The sequence below is a fragment of the Pseudoalteromonas sp. APC 3358 genome (assembly GCF_030408075.1).
GTDB lineage: Bacteria > Pseudomonadota > Gammaproteobacteria > Enterobacterales > Alteromonadaceae > Pseudoalteromonas > Pseudoalteromonas arctica.
The window spans coordinates 211,728-229,657 of record NZ_JASDCE010000001.1 but is presented as its reverse complement, the minus strand read 5'-3'; the positions used below and the strand labels follow the sequence as shown (position 1 = coordinate 229,657).

Sequence of the window (17,930 nt, the reverse complement as noted above, 5' to 3'; positions counted from 1 at the left end):
GATTTAAGGATTTAACATGCATACTGATGTAAACACATTATTTGAGAGCCTTTGGAAAAACTACTTAAACGTAACACCATCGGCAGACAAAATTCATGACCTTTTAGGGTCAACGCAAAAAGATGACATTATTAACGATCATATTGCGCTGCGTACGTTCAATATTGAAAAAGTGGGTCTTGAAAAGCTCGCTGCTCACTTTTTAGCTATTGGTTACAAAGAATGTGGTGAGTACCACTTTGAAGCTAAAAAACTTTACGCAAAGCACTACGAGCATAGCGATCCTAATCAGCCAAAAGTGTTTATCTCTGAGCTACTAGTAGAAAAATGCTCGCCTGAGTTACAAGCCATCGTAACCGACATGATTGACAAAATTGACGAAAGCGCAGTAACAGCAGAGAACTTTTTGTATTCAGGCACGCATTGGCAAGTAAGCACCGATACTTATAAGCAGCTGCTAGCTGAAAGCGAGTATGCAGCGTGGATGTCGGCGTGGGGTTACCGCGCCAATCACTTTACAGTAAATATTAATACGCTTGCTAAGTTTGATAACATTCATGATGTTAACCAAGCCCTAAAAGACGCCGGCTTTTCGCTTAATACGTCAGGCGGCGAAGTTAAAGGCTCACCAGAGGTGTTACTAGAGCAATCGTCAACACTTGCTGATGAATACTCTGTTACCTTTAGTGACGGTGATATGAGCATCCCTAGCTGTTTTTATGAGTTTGCTATTCGTTACCCTAAAGCCGACGGTGAGCTTTATACTGGTTTTGTTGCAGCCTCAGCTGACAAAATATTTGAAAGCACCAACGCTCGATAGCAAAACCTAAAGTACTTTATTTAAAAAGCCCGTTATGGGCTTTTTTTATGTCGGTAAGTTATGTTGATTAATTATAAAAATAACGGTTTATAATCGTTTTCTAACTTTTCAAACGATAAATCGCCAATAAAGCGGCCAAAGCTCAACCAAGTTGCCAAACCGCGTAAGTCTTTAAAGTGTGGTGGCACAAATTGTGGACTCTCTATTACACCTAAATCATGAAGCTGCGATATTAATCTAAAGTCATCTATTGATATTTTACCTACCAGTAATAAAGGGAGTCTATCGATTCGACCAAGCTGTATTGCAACGCGTATTAAGTTATAAACTAGTACAAAGCCTTTAATGTAAGCAATATCTTTTGTAAAAGGCAAACCTGTTGGCGTACTGCCTCTAAATACACGCTGCGCTAGTGTGTAACTGTCATCTTTTGATAAACCTTGCGCTACGTAATCACGGTAAATGTCTACAAACTCAGCGCCATCAATTACCTTTGTAACCGCTTGAATACGGTTAACTAATTTAGATAAACGCCTTGGAGTCGATTTTAAAGTAATAATTTCGGTAAGTACTGCTAAGCCTTCTTGGGTAATAGTTGAGCTAGGCGTGCCTTTACTCAAACATGTTAAATACGGCTGTGCTAAACCATTTTGAGTGGTACCTACGTGTATCCACCCTTCGTGAACTTCCAATATATCAAGTTCACGCTGAGAAAACTTAACATCTTGATTAAGCTTTATATTATTAGCACCTGCGGCTGCATCACTAACAATACCATCGCTAAGCATTACCTCTACATTTATGCCTGCCATACTGGCATTTACTTGCTCAGACAAAATACGCACAGCATCAACAGCATCAATATTTTTAGGGTCGTCAGGCAGTATGTCGGCTATAAGTAAATTTTGCAGCGGTTTATCTAGCATATTAGCTAGCTCAGAAAGTGAGGGCTCACCAGCATGGAATAAGTCTTTAGGGTGACCAAATAACTCCACTGATAAGTCATGAAACTCTGGCGTTCCACGATACTCAAGCATACTTAATACCGTTTTATACTCGGTGCACATTTTTCCCATATATTGAGCAATCGGATTTAACTGTCCCAATTGGTTAATAATGTTACGGTGCAAAGTAGAAAACGCTTGGCGCAGCTCGCTAGGTACAAAACCAAGGTCGCGCTGTTGATAATATGCACGATCGATGAGTGGGTTTTTTTGACATTTCTGTCTAAAAAACTCCTCTTTAGTTTGTTTATCCCAATTAATAGCATCGAGTATCCTAATTGGAGTTTGCAATGCAATTAATTGATCCGATAACTCACGAGTTTTTAGTAGTAACGCCTTGTCTATCATGCTCTAAGCTCAACAATTAATGAGTTTTGAGCATAATTTAAAAAAGCGAAATTACAAAGCAATATCACACTTTTTTAGCTATTGTTTTTAAGATGATCGACCCTCATATCTGTATCGTATGAGTTACTAAACGAAGGGCATAAAACATGAAAAACGAAATCGACAATAAACAGATTTTAGCCGTATATGAACGTATAATTCAAAAAGGTGAAATGACTGATGAAGGCAAGCATTATCAAGGCGTTACGGCTTATTCAGACGTAGATGGCTACACAGTATACCTACAAGGTAGCGGCGTTGAACTGCGCTTTGGTTTTCATAATACTTACCACCTTGACTACGAACATGAAAAGCATAAAGACGACTTTTTGAAAAAATTATATAACATTGCAAACGAGAGCTAATGCAACCACGAAAACGCAGACACCGCCCTACCAGTAAGCTCAATACTACTTTTATAAACCAAGTAGTAGAAGAGCTTAGAGCTGATCCAAGCAAAGTCTCAATTATTCAAGACAATTTAGAACAGTACCGTGCTCAAACTCATTTAAAGCGTGGTTTTTTACTGGCTATAGAGCGCTTTGATTGGGTTTTTGAAGCAAGCAAAGATATAGACTTTATTTGCCAGCAAATTTTAGCTGATGACTATATTGGCAATAGACTAAGACGTTACCCCCTACTTTTTAAAGGCGTTATTAATAATGCCGACCTTCCAAAACCAAGCGCTTTAAAACGATAAAACCACAAAGTTTACTCTCTATATAAATTTATTAGAGCACTAAGCAATTGCAGGTTTAGTGCGCTTTTGTATTAAATTAATACTATTAGTACTCTAACTATTACTGCACTAATGATTATTGATCATTTTATTCATTTATTGCTGTAAACAAATCATTACTATTATTTAATTTCAAAATAAAATTCACAAGCCTTTGTTTTAAATAAAATAAAACAAAGTAAAACCTTATCTTCTTTATCGCATTAGTTGCGCTTTTATTAATGATTAATCTACATTTTGGCATCTAGATATTTACTTCAGCCTTGAATTGTTAGAGCTATTACCTTAAGCTTATGTTTATTGAACGTTCAATTAATAAAAATTATGCCTAAAGTCGGAATGGAACCTGTCAGACGTCAGCAGCTAATTGACGCGACTATAGAGTCAGTTGCAACTAATGGACTACAAGGCACAACTATAAACAGCATTAGTAAAAATGCCGGTTTATCGTCAGGCATTATTAGTCATTATTTTGGTGGTAAGCAGGGGTTAATTGAAGCCACTGTTAGATACTTACTAACAAGCTTAAAACAAGGCTTGATAAGTAATGTAAACAACCAAACGAATGCCATTGAACGCTTAATGATTATTATCGAAGCCAACTTTGCGCTTGTACAACAGCGTAATGATACAACCCGAACGTGGTTAAGTTTTTGGGCGCAATCGATGCATGATGAAGAATTACACAGACTACAAAACGTAAACAGTAAACGCTTGCAAAGTAATTTAGCATTTTCTTTTAAGCAATTAATGCCTATTGAGCAAGCAAAGCAAGCTGCAGAACTTAGCGCCGCAATGATCGATGGCCTATGGTTAAGAGCAGTACTGAGCAAATCAGACAATAATCAGTTTAAACACAGTGAAAAGTTAGCAAAAAGCTACGTACTTTCACTTATCAAGCAATATGGAGCCTAGCGTGACTACACCTGTCTATCAAAATTTTATTAACGGCCATTTTCTTGCAAACCAGAACGGCAAAACATTTGATGTAACAAACCCAGCAACGGGCGAGGTTATTTACGCAGTAGAAATTGCCGACGAATTTATTCAAAACGCAGCCATTGCCAGTGCAAAGCAAGGTTTTGCTCAGTGGTCAGCAATGACACCCATTGAACGTAGTCGCATTTTATTAAAAGCAGTGGCTATTTTACGCGAGCGCAACGATGAGCTGGCACTTGTAGAAGTACTCGACACCGGTAAACCAATGCAAGAAGCAAATTGTGTTGATATTGAAACCGGCGCTGATGTAATTGAATACTTTGCAGGCCTTGCGCCAGCACAAGTAGGCCAACAACAAATGGTTGGTGATGACTTTTACTACACACGTAAAGAGCCATTAGGTATTTGTGCGGGTATTGGTGCATGGAACTACCCACTACAAATTGCATGTTGGAAGTCGGGCCCTGCCCTTGCAGCTGGTAATGCATTTATATTTAAACCATCTGAAGAAACACCACTTGGCGCAATTAAACTTGCAGAAGTATTTGTTGAAGCTGGCGTACCTGCAGGTGTGTTTAATGTTGTTCAAGGCGCGGGCGATGTAGGCCAGTGGCTAACGCAGCATAGCGATATTGACAAAGTATCGTTTACGGGTGAAGTAGGCACAGGTAAAAAAGTAGTGGCAAGTGCTGCCGGTACTTTAAAAGATGTCACGATGGAACTTGGTGGTAAATCTCCACTATTAGTATTTGATGATGCCAACATTGAGCAAGCAGTTAGCGCTGCTATGTTAGGTAACTTTTATACGCAAGGCGAAATTTGTACTAACTGTACACGTATTTACGTTCATAAAAATGTATATCAGCAGTTTATTGATGAGCTTAAAGCGCGCACTGAGAAAAACATTATTGCTGGCGACCCACAAGATTTAAATACTAACTTTGGCGCACTTATTTCTAAAAAGCACCAAGAACTAGTAATGAGCTACGTTAATAAAGGCATCGAAGAAGGTGCAACGCTATTAACCGGTGGTACAACGCTTTCACCTAAATCTGCACCTAATGGCTATTTTGTAGCACCGACTGTGTTTATTGATTGTAATGACGATATGACTATTGTTAAAGAAGAAATATTTGGCCCTGTAATGAGCGTGCTTATTTTTGACGATGAAGACGATGTTATTGCACGCGCTAACGGGACTCACCTAGGCTTAGCCGCAGGCGTATTTACTAGCGATATTAAACGTGCGCACCGCGTTATTCATAAGTTACAAGCCGGTATTTGTTGGATTAATGCATACGGTAACTCACCTGCTGAAATGCCAGTTGGCGGTTATAAGCAATCGGGTATTGGCCGTGAAAATGGTATACAAACTCTTGATCAATACACGCAAACTAAGTCTATTTATGTTGGTATGGCCGACATAGAAAGCCCATTTTAAGGCGCCCTACTATGAGTAATCATTACGACTATATTATTGTTGGCGCGGGTTCGGCTGGTTGTGTTTTAGCAAACCGTTTATCTGAAGATTCAAGCAACCGCGTGTTACTACTTGAAACTGGCGGTAGCGATAAAAGTATTTTTATAAAAATGCCAACCGCGTTATCTATTCCTATGAATAGTGACAAATACGCATGGCAGTTTCATACGCAGCCTGAGCCTCATTTAGATAACCGTGAAATGCATTGTCCTCGAGGCAAAGTATTAGGCGGCTCGTCATCTATTAATGGCATGGTATATGTACGTGGCCACGCAAAAGATTTTGACGAATGGCAGCAACACGGTGCAAACGGCTGGGATTACCAATCATGTTTGCCGTATTTTCAAAAGGCAGAAAGTTTTTACCTTGGTGAAAATACTTATCGAGGTGGCAAAGGTCCGCTTGGCGTTAATAACGGCAACGAAATGCAAAACCCACTTTATCGCACCTTTATAAAAGCAGGTGTTCAAGCGGGTTATGCTTCTACTGATGATTACAACGCTTCGCAGCAAGAGGGTTTTGGCCCAATGCACATGACCGTAAAAGACGGCGTGCGCAGCTCTGCTTCTCGTGAGTATTTAGACCCTGTTAAATCGCGTAGTAATTTAACAATTATTACAGGTGCACTAGCACAACGCGTGATTTTAGATGGCAAAAAAGCCACTGGCATTGAATACAAAGTAAATGGCGACGTTAAAACTGCACATGCTGCAAAAGACGTTGTACTAAGTGCAGGGCCAATTGGCTCTCCACATATTTTACAACTCTCTGGTATTGGTGATACTCAAGTGCTTGAAAAAGCAGGCGTTGAAGTACAGCATCATCTACCAGGTGTTGGTCAAAACTTACAAGATCATCTTGAGTTTTACTTTCAATACAAGTGTAAGCAACCTATCACGCTTAACGGCAAACTAGGCATTGTTTCAAAAGGATTGATTGGCGCGCGCTGGTTATTAACGCGTTCAGGTTTAGGTGCAACGAATCATTTTGAATCGTGTGCGTTTATTCGCTCAAAACCAGGTGTTGAATGGCCAGATATTCAGTATCACTTTTTACCAGCGGCTATGCGTTACGATGGTAGAAGTGCATTTGCAGGTCATGGTTTTCAGGTACATGTTGGTCATAACAAACCAAAAAGTCGCGGTAGTGTCACTATTGCTTCTGCGAATCCTGAGCAACCACCAACCATTTTATTTAATTACCTTGAACACCAAGACGATATTGAAGGTTTTAGAGCGTGCGTTCGCTTAACACGCGACATAATCGAACAAAGTGCCTTTGATGAATACCGCGATGAAGAAATTCAACCTGGTAAACATATTCAAACAGATGAAGAAATAGATGCCTTTGTACGCCAAGCCGTAGAAAGTGCCTACCACCCTTCTTGCTCATGCAAAATGGGTGAAGATGATATGGCCGTTGTTAACTCAAATACGCAAGTACATGGTATTGAAGGACTACGTGTTGTTGACTCATCTATATTCCCAACTGTTCCTAACGGAAACTTGAATGCGCCTACTATTATGGTTGCCGAAAAAGCAGCTGACATAATTTTAGGTAAAGACCCATTACAGAAATCGGATGTGAATGTTGCCATAACAAAAAACTGGCAAGAAACACAACGTAGTACGGAGATCTAACTTTAGCCACATGCTTAGGTTTAGTCTCGTCGGGCTAAACCAATGCGTGCCTTGCAGTGGCACACGATGTAAATAGGTTACGTTGTGTTAATGCGAGAATAAAACAATAAAATACGGAGTGCTTATGAATTATTTTTATTCATTACTGGAGGGTAACAATGACTATTTGGCTTAATGCAGGGATCATTTTTACCTTACTTGCCATTATCACTATTTTAATTAAATGGGGTAATGTTCGCGTAGTAGGTGTAACACCAGTTCGAACCTTTACGTTTATAGCAATACTATTTACTTCTGGCCTAGATGTTGGCCTTATCATGTTTCCTTTAACTGAGTTTGCAGGTTATGCAGACATAAAAGCAAGCCCAGAATACGCGTTTGCAAATCCACTGGCTATTGAGTTTGGCTACTGGGGATTTTTGATCTGGGGATTTTACTTTCTTACGTGCTTTTATTTCTGTGTAATAGAACCTAAAGTGAAATTTTTCGAAATTCCTTGGGTTAAATTTATCAATAACGTTGTAATTATTGGTACATGTGCATTTACCGCTTATTTGCTGCTTACAAACCTACCGTGGTATTTACCCGAATTAGGTGATGGAACAAGTATAGTTTCTGAGTTTTACTTAATTGTGTTTGCGGCTATCTGTTTTGCTGTGTACTCAAGTACTGATATTAAATATGTACGTATTTTAAGTATTTCTACTACCTGGTTATTTTTAGCTTTAATCGCCTTTATGTGGGCTGGCGCATTTGTGATTGGTGATAGTCAAATGTCAGCATTTACAGATAACTTAGGCTCTATTGGTACTTACTTTGCGAACATTAATGAATTTGTTTTACCGCTTAATGATTACCATGAGTTCTACTTATTCTGGTGGTTTGCGTGGAGCATAATGATTGGTCAATTTACATCACGCTTTGTTGGTGGACTTAAAACATACCAAGTATTAGGTGCTATGTTGATTTTCCCTTCTATTCCTATTGCGATTTGGTTTAGCGTACTTTATCACTACCATGAAGCGGGTATTCCAACTCAAGGCATTAAAAACTTTGCAATGGTATTTGTAGGTATTGTATTTGTAATTAACTCACTCGATTCGTTAGTGCGTTTATATACAGATAACCTAAACTTTACCGTAAAGCGTTTTGGCAAAATGAAATACATGATCGGAAATGTTGTCGCTTTATCGTTACTTACACTATTGTTTAAATTAGAATTTTTACAAATTCAGTGGGTAGGCGCATTGGTTATTGGATTGTTCTTTATCTGTGCTGGTTTTATCGGATACAGCAAGTTTAAAACAGTTACAAACATAGACAGCTCACCAAAAGCAAACGAAATTGATTACACAAAAATAGACACAGTACACTAGGGATTAATAATGAATAACAAACTAAAACAACTTGTAGTAGCACTACCATTTGCAGTTTTATCAACAACCGCAGCTGCTGATTGGTCAACAACAATCACTGCAGCGTCTGACTACACTTTTAATGGTGTAACACAAACAGATAGCGATCCTGCAATTCAAGGCAGCTTAGACTATGCCTTTGATAGCGGTGTTTACGCCGGTGCATGGGCTTCAAACGTAGATTTTGGTGACGACACTGATTTTGAACTTGATGCTTACGTAGGTAAATATGTACAACTTGATGAGCAATTTAGCGTTGATTACGGTATCGCTTATTACACTTATCAAGGTAATAACAGCGATGGTAACTACGCTGAAGCTTATACTAAATTTGGTTATGCAAGTGAATACGGCCAAACTGAGCTTAACTTTTGGTACAGCTGGGACTACTTTGGTTACGATACAGGCCACGTTATTTCGATGATCGCTCACACTTATGAGCTGGCTCCTAATCATGCACTACGTGCAAGCTTTGATATTTCAAACTCACTTGATGGTGATAAGTTTGAGTGGGATCAAGCTAAGGGAGACAAATCGTATTATCACTACCGTCTAGCATATCAAACAAGCTACGAAGGTTTTGGTATTGAAGTGGCTGCTGAAAACACAAGCTTAGATTACGATTATGCTGATGAACGTATTGTACTTGCTGTTTCACGCACATTTGATCTTTAATACAATAATTACTGATTAAACAAAAAATGCCACTCTACTTAGAGTGGCATTTTTATTTGTAAACTAACTAACTAACTAACTAACTAACTAACTAACTAACTAACTAACTAACAATATCCCAAGCACTTGTACCCGATGCTGAAAGGTTACTGGTGTTATTGCGTAATACTTTATTACCTACATTAGCTGATGACTCAGGTCGGCTTACTAAATAACCCTGAACAGAACTCACACCCATTTTTTTAACAAGTTCAAACTGCCCTATTTCTTCAACGCCTTCAGCTACAATTTTAAGGCCAAGCTTTTGTCCAAGCTCACTAATTGTATTTAATATATCATTATATTTTTGGCTTTTATTAGCTTGAGCTATAAACGAGCGATCAATTTTAATAACATCTATTGGTAAATCCGCTAATGTACTTAAAGAACTAAAACCTGTACCAAAGTCATCAATAGCAATAGTGATACCCTCTTCTCTTAGCCTACTTAGCTCTTTAATAATTCTTGGACTGGCTTTAATGAATGTTGATTCTGTAATTTCAAGCATTAAAGACGTAGCGGGTAAACCGGTTTTTTTGAGCTTCTTCATTATCCAATCATAAATGTCACGGTGCTTTAATTGAATGCCCGAAACATTTACTGATATTTTTACTTTACGCATACCTGCATTGTGCCATGCAGCCATTTGCCTACATGATTCAAGCATAATCCAATCGCCAAGTTCTAATATTAAATTAGACTCCTCTGCTATTGGAATAAATTCTGAAGGGGGGATCATGCCCTCAACTGGGTGGTCCCATCGGGTAAGTGCTTCGAAATAATCAATCATACAATCTTCAACATGCACAATTGGCTGAAAAGATAAGTAAAAATCTTTACACGCGACTGCTAAACGCAGCTCTTCAAGTAAATAATGGTAACGGCGCATTTTGTTACCCATTTCTGGCGAGTAAACTTTAAATATTCCCTTACCATCACTTTTAGCTCTATACATAGCTACATCGGCTAATTGTAAAAGCGCTTGAGGCGTTGATGCACTTTCTGGGTAAGCCGCAATACCAATACTGGCACTAATTTTTACTATTTTATTGCCAAGCACAAAGTCTTTTTCAAGCTCACTTAGCACATGCTTAGCAATTTCAACGACTCTGTCGCTATCATCAAGTAATTCTATAAAAATGGAGAACTCATCCCCTCCTAACCTTGATAAGTTTTGCTCTAATTGGTTAGCACTATTTATGTTACTTAATTTATGGTGGCGTAATACATTCGCAAGTCGGCTAGCAACTTGAACTAATATTTCATCACCAAAACTGTGACCAAACGAGTCGTTTACTTGTTTAAAGCCATCAAGGTCTATAAACAGGAGCGCACACTTGAGATCTTCTTGATTAGCATGATTAATTTGTCTGTCGATATGTTCAATATATGCATGACGGTCAATTAATAACGTCAGTTTATCTTGGCATATACTGGTTTGAGTTTGTTTTACATAATTAGCCACATGCGTATTTAAACTATTTATTGATTGGCTTAAGCTGCTTACACCCAAAGGGTTCTCTGCCGGTTTTACTTGCAAATTAAATGCAGTGAGTAAGCTATTGGCTTGAAGATTAAGCTCCGCTATTTGATTTTTATAATGACGCTTTCTACGCTCTCTGCGTAAGTACAGGCCAGAACCAAATATTAAGATACATAAAAGTAAAAAATTAATAGGTGATGCAAGTGTCATTATAATTAACTTACTTGAATCAGCAGCTACAAACTGGGTGTCAGTGGTTTTAATAAGCAAAAAGTCAGCAGTGGGCTGCTCAATTATATAGTGGCCATTTAAGATCGGATTATACCAAGGAGCCATATCAAGAGTGGTATTCGTTATTTCGAAATTTCGTATATCAATACTGGTACTAAATAAATTTATACGATTAATCTGATTCGTTAACTCTATGTTTATGCAAAAACAAAATAGAATTATGATTAGGAAAATAAAACCGAGCGGCTTAAGTTTACTCATAAAAAAAATCCATCTACTTTGCTTCTCCTATCAAACCTATTACCAAAAACGGATTATATCGCTTGCATTTAGTACTACGCAAGCATTGATATAATCCTAAGCCATTAGAATAACAAAAAATTGTAACAATAACGGATTAACTAATTATATTTGATATATAGTATAGGTGGGATTAACAAAAATAAACAAAAAGGTTCTAATTGTTTAAAATTTAATACATACCGTCAATAAGCTCTATAATTTTTTCTTCAGCGTCTATAAACTTATCCAATCCACCACCGGTGCGATAAGATGCTTGTGCTATTTTTTCATTCGTTTCAACGTCTTTAATCCAAATATTTGCGTATGCCATATAGAGCGCTATATCCCAACGCCAATTTGCTACGTAGTAAGCCACTGCATTACATCCTGTCGTATCTGCACCTGGTAATTCGGTCTGGTAGTCTTGGTGTTTCAATACATAATTGGCTGGAATTACCCGAGTTTCAACATCATGCTTTGCAAAACCTTTTTTCATTGCATCTATAACACCAGCTTTAACAGCCTTATGTTCAGCAATACATACTGTTTTAGGTATGTTTGTTTCAAATCGAGTAATGTCTTGCTTTGCAGCACAACCGGCCAAGGTGGCAACCATTGCTGCTGCAACTGTTATTTTTAACGTATTCATATTTATTCCTTTTTTATTTTTAATATTTAAAGCTGCCATGCATAGCTAACTTTTGTAAAAAATGTACGCTGATCTCGCTCAATATTTTTAAGAGAATCGTCTTGGTAACCTCTATCTGAGTAACCCAAATAAAACAGTGTTTGCGCATTAATTTTATATGAGTAAACAAGCTGGCTGCCATAGTCTTTATTGATTTGACTAACTTGGTAAAAGTAGGCATTTTCGTCTCTATCAATGTCTTCAAATTGTAAAATTAATTTAAGAATTGAACGCATGCTAAATTTATAATGAAGTCTAAAATCGACCAAGTTAGCAGTAAATACGCGATCCCCTTGCGGGTTATCTAATTGACTGTAGTTATGCTTTACATCGAGCTGCCAATGGTCGTTAATGTCCCAAACCACTTGGGTTTGAGTGTCAAACGCGTCGCCTAATTGCTCATTTGCATAATCAATGCGGCTAGCGTATTCAATATATAACGAAAGCTTTAAATCTTTAGTGGGTTTAAAGCCCGTATAAATAAAACCAATATTTTGATTATAAAAATTGTCGTTATAGTTTTCATAACGGTGCACTAAACCAATTTCAAAAATAGATTGTTTTTGGCCTTTAAAGCTTAAAAAGCCTTCGTATTCTTCTTCAAGTAAGTCGCCGTTTTGCGCCCACGTTTTATCCCAGTCAGCTTCGTATGACCATGAGGTAAGTAAATCAGATTCATCTCTGTACCATGTTTGTCCGCCACCAAAGCCTACTTTTTCATAATCAACTTTAGCTTGATAACCTAAATCGGTGCGGTAGTCCTGCCCAATATTTTCATAAGATGCAAATAATTTGTAATCACGTTTATCGCGGGTAAGTTCCAGGGCATATGCTTCATCTGACTGAGTTTCAGATAAGTTATAATTTTGAATTAAAAATTCAGAGTTACGTGTATCAGCAGATGATACTTGATACAAAAGAGTATCCGATTGATTAAACCAGTAGCTACCATCCACTGATAATACAGTGTTGTGATAGTCATCACTTTCTCTGTGCGTGCTTGAAAGGCCAATAGTACCCTGCTGACCTAAGTCATATTGATAACGCCCTGCGGCAGCATTCGTTTTTTCGTTTAAGCTTGCAAAGCCAGAGCCCTGATTCGTTGGCAGTAAAATATTACTATTGTCGTCATCAGCGAGCATTAACGCATAACTATGATCACCCGTTTTACCCGTTAATTTTGCACCTAAAGTAGGCTCTGCAATTGTACGTGTATATAAAAGCTCAAATAAGCTGCTTTTAAAGTAAGAAGCTCCATCTAAAAAGAAAGGACGTTTTTCAGCATAATAAATAGAAAAGGTTGTATTTACATCGAGCTCTAAAGAGTCTGTTTCTACTTGCGAAAAATCTGGGTTGATAGTCGCATTTAAAACAGCGTCCTTGGTTAAACCCCAGCGCAAATCTAAGCCCACTTCGGTATCTATATCACCATTATCCCAGTTACCCGGTAATTCAGATTTATTATCGTTACGAAGTGCTGTCAATGTAGGTGTTAATTGAATATTTTTACTCGATTCAATATCGCTAAAACCCACTAACTTATCAAACTGACAAAGGCTACATTTTATATTTCTATCAAACCCCATATTTGATAGCTGATATAAAACATCACGTTGGTAGTTTCTCATGACTGAAAAACCCCACGTTAGCTCTTTTTTATTTTCAGGAAAGCGCAGTGCCTTAAAAGGAATACGCATTTCAACAACGTAACCTTTCTCGTTAATTTGTCCTGCGCTATCCCAAATAGCATTCCATGAGGTATCTGAGCTCCACCCATCGGTGTCAGTCATTCTTATATCGCCTTGTGCACCAAGGGGATTTACATGAAATTCATAACCACTGCGTTCATCATTAAATGTGTCAATAACAAGAATAACTACGTCGTCTTCCCATAGGGTATCGCGGTCACGAAGTGATGCACGAATTTGCTCAGGGTTTGGATCCTCTGCAATGAAGGCAACATATAAGTTTGTGCCATCTTCGTAAATAAAGGCATCAGTTTTTACAGGAGGTGTGCCTTTTTCGTTAGGCTCATCTTGGTAGAGTAGAGGTATACGTGTCGCATTTTGCCAGTGCGCTTCATCCATAACACCATCAATAGTGATATTTGAATCAATACGAGATAAGGATACTTGCTGTTTACTAGCCGCTACATCAAGGCTTGAGAGTAATAAAACGAAACTTAAAAATAGGAAGGTAAACTTTTTTATTATAGTTATAAAGTACTGCATAAACATCCATTTAGACTGTAATTACTCATAGGGAGTAACTTAAGCTGGGGATTGTAACTTATCCAGGTACATTTGTTAATGATTTGAAGTAAAAAATTAACTATTTAATGATAAAGGAGTAACTAATTGTTACGTATTATGTTTCGAGTAGTTTAAGTTTATCGTCTATGCCATTCCATACATCAGCGTCCTCTGGTGCAGGTTTAACCTCTGTAATGCGCGGCCAGACCAGTGCAAGTTCAGCATTCAATTCAGTAAACTCTTTTTGAGATTCTGGTAATTCATCTTCTTGGTATATAGCATCAGCTGAACACTCAGGGACACATAAACCACAATCTATACAATCAATCGGGCTAATAGCTAAAAAATTAGGACCTTCAAAAAATGCATCTGCTGGGCACACTGATACGCAATCGGTGTACTTACATTTTATACAATTTTCGGTGACAACGAACGCCATACTATTTTAATACCTAAGATTTTAAACAACAGTTGTGGATCATACCCATCCACTCCAAAAATACAATAAATAAGTGCCATATCACCCTATTTTAACGTAAAATACGCGCCTTATGTTTGCACACCCGTTGTGCCCTGCATCCCCTTATTGTGAGCGGTAATAATACCCCGCTATGACACCTAAAAGAGATATAAATGATACGTTTAACCGAAATAAAGCTGCCACTTGATCATGACGAAGATGCAATTGGTCAAGCAATTGTAAATAAACTAAAAATCCAACCAGAACAATTGCACAGTTTTAATGTGTTTAAGCGTGGTTATGATGCACGTAAAAAATCAGCTATTTTACTGATTTATACACTCGATATAGAAGTTGATAACGAAGCCGAGCTACTCGCGGCATTTGAAAAAGACCAACATGTAAAAGTAGCGCCAGACACAAACTATAAATTTGTAGCCCACGCCAGCGAAAATATAACAGAGCGCCCTGTTGTGATTGGTTTTGGCCCTTGTGGTTTATTTGCAGGCTTATTACTTGCTCAAATGGGCTTTAATCCCATTATATTAGAGCGCGGTAAAGAGGTGCGTGAACGTACAAAAGACACGTTTGGCTTTTGGCGTAAACGCACACTTAATACCGAATCAAATGTACAATTTGGTGAAGGCGGCGCAGGTACATTCTCAGACGGTAAGTTATACAGCCAAGTAAAGGATCCAAAACATTACGGTCGTAAAGTCATTACTGAATTTGTAGAAGCAGGTGCACCCGATGAAATTTTATACGTAAGTAAGCCACACATTGGTACGTTTAAACTTGTCACCATGATTGAAAAAATGCGCGCTCGTATAATAGAACTAGGCGGCGAAATTCGCTTTAGCACACGTGTTGACGATATTCATTTAGACGACGGGCAAGTAACAGGTTTAACGCTTTCAAATGGCGAGCAACTAAACACTCGCCATGTTGTATTAGCCGTTGGTCACAGCGCACGTGACACGTTTGATATGATCCACAAAAAAGGGATTTATGTTGAAGCAAAGCCATTCTCAGTCGGTTTTAGAATCGAACATAAACAATCAATGATCGATGAATGTCGTTTTGGCACAAATGCAGGAAACCCAATTTTAGGCTCTGCCGATTATAAACTTGTTCATCATTGCGATAATGGCCGCACAGTTTACAGCTTTTGTATGTGCCCAGGTGGCACAGTAGTCGCTGCAACCTCTGAAGAGGGCCGCGTTGTTACCAACGGTATGAGCCAATATTCACGCAGTGAGCGCAACGCTAACAGCGCTATTGTGGTAGGCATATCACCGGAGCAAGATTTCCCAGGTAATCCACTTGCCGGAATAGACTTACAACGTAAACTTGAAGAGCAAGCGTATGAGCTTGGTGGTAGCAACTACGATGCACCAGCCCAGTTAATTGGCGACTTTTTGAAAGGTAAATCATCAGAAAATTTAGGTGAAGTACAACCCTCTTACACACCCGGTATTAAGTTAACTGACTTGAGTAAAGTGCTACCACAATTTGCTATTGATGCCCTTCGCGAAGCGATACCAGCGTTTAATAAACAAATTCGTGGCTTTTCAACTAACGACGGTTTACTAACCGGCGTTGAAACACGTACTTCGTCGCCTATTAGTATTAAGCGTGATAAAACATTCCAAAGTATTAACACCAAAGGGCTTTACCCTGCAGGTGAAGGCGCAGGCTACGCTGGCGGTATTTTATCAGCGGGTATTGATGGTATTAAAGCGGCTGAAGCGGTCGCACTGTCTATGTTAGAAAACGCTTAAACCTCTTTTTTAAGCTGTTTATCGAAAAGCCTCACTTTGTGAGGCTTTTTTGTGCTAAATGTATAGAAAATAATAACACCTCAAGCACCTCAACAATGATCAAAACATTTACCTTTTCGTTGCTTAGTGTATTAGCAATTTTTAACGCTAAAGCACAAGAGCTAAAAACCATCGATGAAATTCACAGTGCATATAAAAATAATTCTATTAATGCACAGCAACTCACCCAAAATTATATAGACCGAATTAATAAACTTAATCCACACTATAATGCGGTTATTAGTTTAGAGCCTACAGCTATTGCTCAAGCTAAAACGTTAGATGAACTTGCCGTCAAAGGCACGTGGGCAGGTCCGTTACACGGCATACCTGTACTTCTTAAGGATAATATAGAAACTAAAGGTGCACTTCCTACAACTGCTGGCTCTTTAGCACTTAAAAATAACGTTACTAATAATGATGCTTTTGTTGTTAAACAACTACGTAATGCGGGCGCTATAATTTTAGGTAAAGCTAACTTAAGTGAGTGGGCAAATTTTCGTTCATCCTATTCATCTTCAGGCTGGAGTGCCGTAGGCGGACAAACACATAATGCGCACGATGTAACACGTAACCCATGTGGTTCTAGCGCAGGTTCTGCTGTTGCGGTAGCACTTAACTTTGCGCCAATAGCATTAGGGACTGAAACAGACGGTTCAATTACGTGCCCAGCTTCAGTAAATGGAGTTTATGCAATAAAACCGAGTATGGGCCAAGTATCACGCTCAGGTGTTGTGCCTCTTTCAAGTAGCCAAGATTCAGTAGGGCCGATGGCGCATTCTCTTAAAGATTCGCTGCTGGTTTTATCTGTTTTGCAAGGTGAGGACTCCCTTGATGCAACAACTACAGGGTTTGAATTAAAAACAGGTAATATAAAATCAAAATCGTCACTTATTATTGGTGCACTGCCTAGCGACAAATTTACAGTTGAAACGCAGCGCCTTTATGCCAAGCAGTTACAAGCATTACAACAGGCTGGACACACTGTTATTAATGTAGATATTACTGATAACTTAGATACGCTATTTGTTGATGAATACTATATTTTACTTTATGACTTCAAAGCCGAAATTAATCACTACCTCGCAAGCACTCCAACACAAGTGGCTGTTAAGAGCCTAAAAGCACTTATTAATTTTAATATTCAAAATAAAAAAACAGAAATGCCCCATTTTGAGCAAGATATCCTAGTTCAATCACAGGCTATTGATTTAACTAAAAAACAAAAATACCAAGAGACTAAAGAACGCTATCGCACTTTAGCAACGACAGCCATTGTTAATGTATATAAAAACAACAAGCTTGATATTGTTATAGCGCCTACAGTATCCCCCGCCTGGAAAACTGACTTAGTTAATGGTGATAATTTTAATGGCAGTAGTAGTTCGTTATCTGCTATTGCTGGCACAACGCACATAACCCTACCGGTCGGCAAAGTAAGTGGTTTACCGGTTGGTTTGTCCATAATAGCAAATAAAGAGGACGAGCAAGCGGCTTATTTATACGCAAACATTATTGATGAGGTGTTATCACCAGGCACAAAAAAACCTGAGTAAACTCAGGTTTTTTTAAACTA

The 17,930-nt window shown here is 38.4% G+C and carries 15 protein-coding genes; 10 read left to right on the top strand and 5 right to left on the bottom strand.

Features of this window, described 5'->3' with window-relative positions; all coding sequences use genetic code 11:
• Nucleotides 1-16: 16 nt before the first annotated feature.
• Entirely contained in the window at nt 17-820 is an 804-nt protein-coding gene (locus QL995_RS01065; RefSeq protein WP_024591765.1) for a DUF1338 domain-containing protein, read from the top strand.
• 71 nt (nt 821-891) lie between these two features.
• Here QL995_RS01065 and QL995_RS01060 read toward each other — a convergent pair whose 3' ends face one another.
• The gene (locus tag QL995_RS01060) at nt 892-2,172 is read right to left on the bottom strand and encodes a flavohemoglobin expression-modulating QEGLA motif protein (RefSeq protein WP_008169642.1); all 1,281 of its coding nucleotides are present in this window, start codon (nt 2,170-2,172) and stop codon (nt 892-894) included.
• 146 nt (nt 2,173-2,318) lie between these two features.
• Here QL995_RS01060 and QL995_RS01055 point away from each other — a divergent pair, with 146 nt between their 5' ends.
• The 7 genes from QL995_RS01055 (at nt 2,319) to QL995_RS01025 (ending at nt 9,099) form a co-directional block, all read left to right on the top strand.
• The gene (locus QL995_RS01055) at nt 2,319-2,576 is read left to right on the top strand and encodes a DUF3081 domain-containing protein (protein WP_002958616.1); all 258 of its coding nucleotides are present in this window, start codon (nt 2,319-2,321) and stop codon (nt 2,574-2,576) included.
• Complete coding sequence (locus QL995_RS01050) at nt 2,576-2,911, top strand: hypothetical protein (RefSeq protein ID WP_290291781.1); 336 nt, start codon at nt 2,576-2,578, stop codon at nt 2,909-2,911. Before QL995_RS01055 ends, QL995_RS01050 begins: the two co-directional genes overlap by 1 nt.
• Before the next feature lie 378 nt (nt 2,912-3,289).
• Nucleotides 3,290-3,865, top strand: coding sequence for a transcriptional regulator BetI (gene betI / locus QL995_RS01045; RefSeq protein WP_290291779.1), 576 nt, complete (start codon nt 3,290-3,292; stop codon nt 3,863-3,865).
• 1 nt (nt 3,866) lies between these two features.
• Nucleotides 3,867-5,330, top strand: a complete 1,464-nt coding sequence (gene betB, locus QL995_RS01040) for a betaine-aldehyde dehydrogenase (protein ID WP_007580777.1) — start codon at nt 3,867-3,869, stop codon at nt 5,328-5,330.
• 11 nt (nt 5,331-5,341) lie between these two features.
• Nucleotides 5,342-7,009: a choline dehydrogenase gene (gene betA, locus QL995_RS01035; RefSeq protein WP_290291772.1), complete on the top strand. Its 1,668-nt coding sequence runs from the start codon at nt 5,342-5,344 to the stop codon at nt 7,007-7,009.
• A 158-nt stretch (nt 7,010-7,167) separates the two neighbouring features.
• Complete coding sequence (locus QL995_RS01030) at nt 7,168-8,385, top strand: BCCT family transporter (RefSeq protein ID WP_024592192.1); 1,218 nt, start codon at nt 7,168-7,170, stop codon at nt 8,383-8,385.
• A 9-nt stretch (nt 8,386-8,394) separates the two neighbouring features.
• Nucleotides 8,395-9,099 carry a TorF family putative porin gene (locus tag QL995_RS01025; protein ID WP_007580783.1) on the top strand — a complete coding sequence of 235 codons (705 nt, stop codon included), beginning with the start codon at nt 8,395-8,397 and terminating at the stop codon, nt 9,097-9,099.
• A 103-nt stretch (nt 9,100-9,202) separates the two neighbouring features.
• Here the strand turns inward: QL995_RS01025 and QL995_RS01020 are convergent, their stop codons facing one another.
• The 4 genes from QL995_RS01020 to fdxA form a co-directional block, all read right to left on the bottom strand.
• On the bottom strand, nt 9,203-11,113 hold the full coding sequence (locus QL995_RS01020; protein WP_165722746.1) for a bifunctional diguanylate cyclase/phosphodiesterase: 1,911 nt from the start codon (nt 11,111-11,113) through the stop codon (nt 9,203-9,205).
• A 211-nt stretch (nt 11,114-11,324) separates the two neighbouring features.
• Nucleotides 11,325-11,783, bottom strand: coding sequence for an Sbal_3080 family lipoprotein (locus tag QL995_RS01015; protein ID WP_007580787.1), 459 nt, complete (start codon nt 11,781-11,783; stop codon nt 11,325-11,327).
• A 26-nt stretch (nt 11,784-11,809) separates the two neighbouring features.
• Entirely contained in the window at nt 11,810-14,053 is a 2,244-nt protein-coding gene (locus tag QL995_RS01010) for a carbohydrate binding family 9 domain-containing protein (RefSeq protein ID WP_007580789.1), read from the bottom strand.
• Between the two features lie 136 nt (nt 14,054-14,189).
• Nucleotides 14,190-14,513 carry a ferredoxin FdxA gene (fdxA, locus tag QL995_RS01005; protein ID WP_002958626.1) on the bottom strand — a complete coding sequence of 108 codons (324 nt, stop codon included), beginning with the start codon at nt 14,511-14,513 and terminating at the stop codon, nt 14,190-14,192.
• A gap of 194 nt (nt 14,514-14,707) precedes the next feature.
• Here fdxA and QL995_RS01000 point away from each other — a divergent pair, with 194 nt between their 5' ends.
• Entirely contained in the window at nt 14,708-16,315 is a 1,608-nt protein-coding gene (locus QL995_RS01000) for an NAD(P)/FAD-dependent oxidoreductase (RefSeq protein WP_197175932.1), read from the top strand.
• A gap of 95 nt (nt 16,316-16,410) precedes the next feature.
• The gene (locus QL995_RS00995) at nt 16,411-17,910 is read left to right on the top strand and encodes an amidase family protein (RefSeq protein ID WP_290291754.1); all 1,500 of its coding nucleotides are present in this window, start codon (nt 16,411-16,413) and stop codon (nt 17,908-17,910) included.
• The last annotated feature ends 20 nt before the right edge of the window (nt 17,911-17,930 follow it).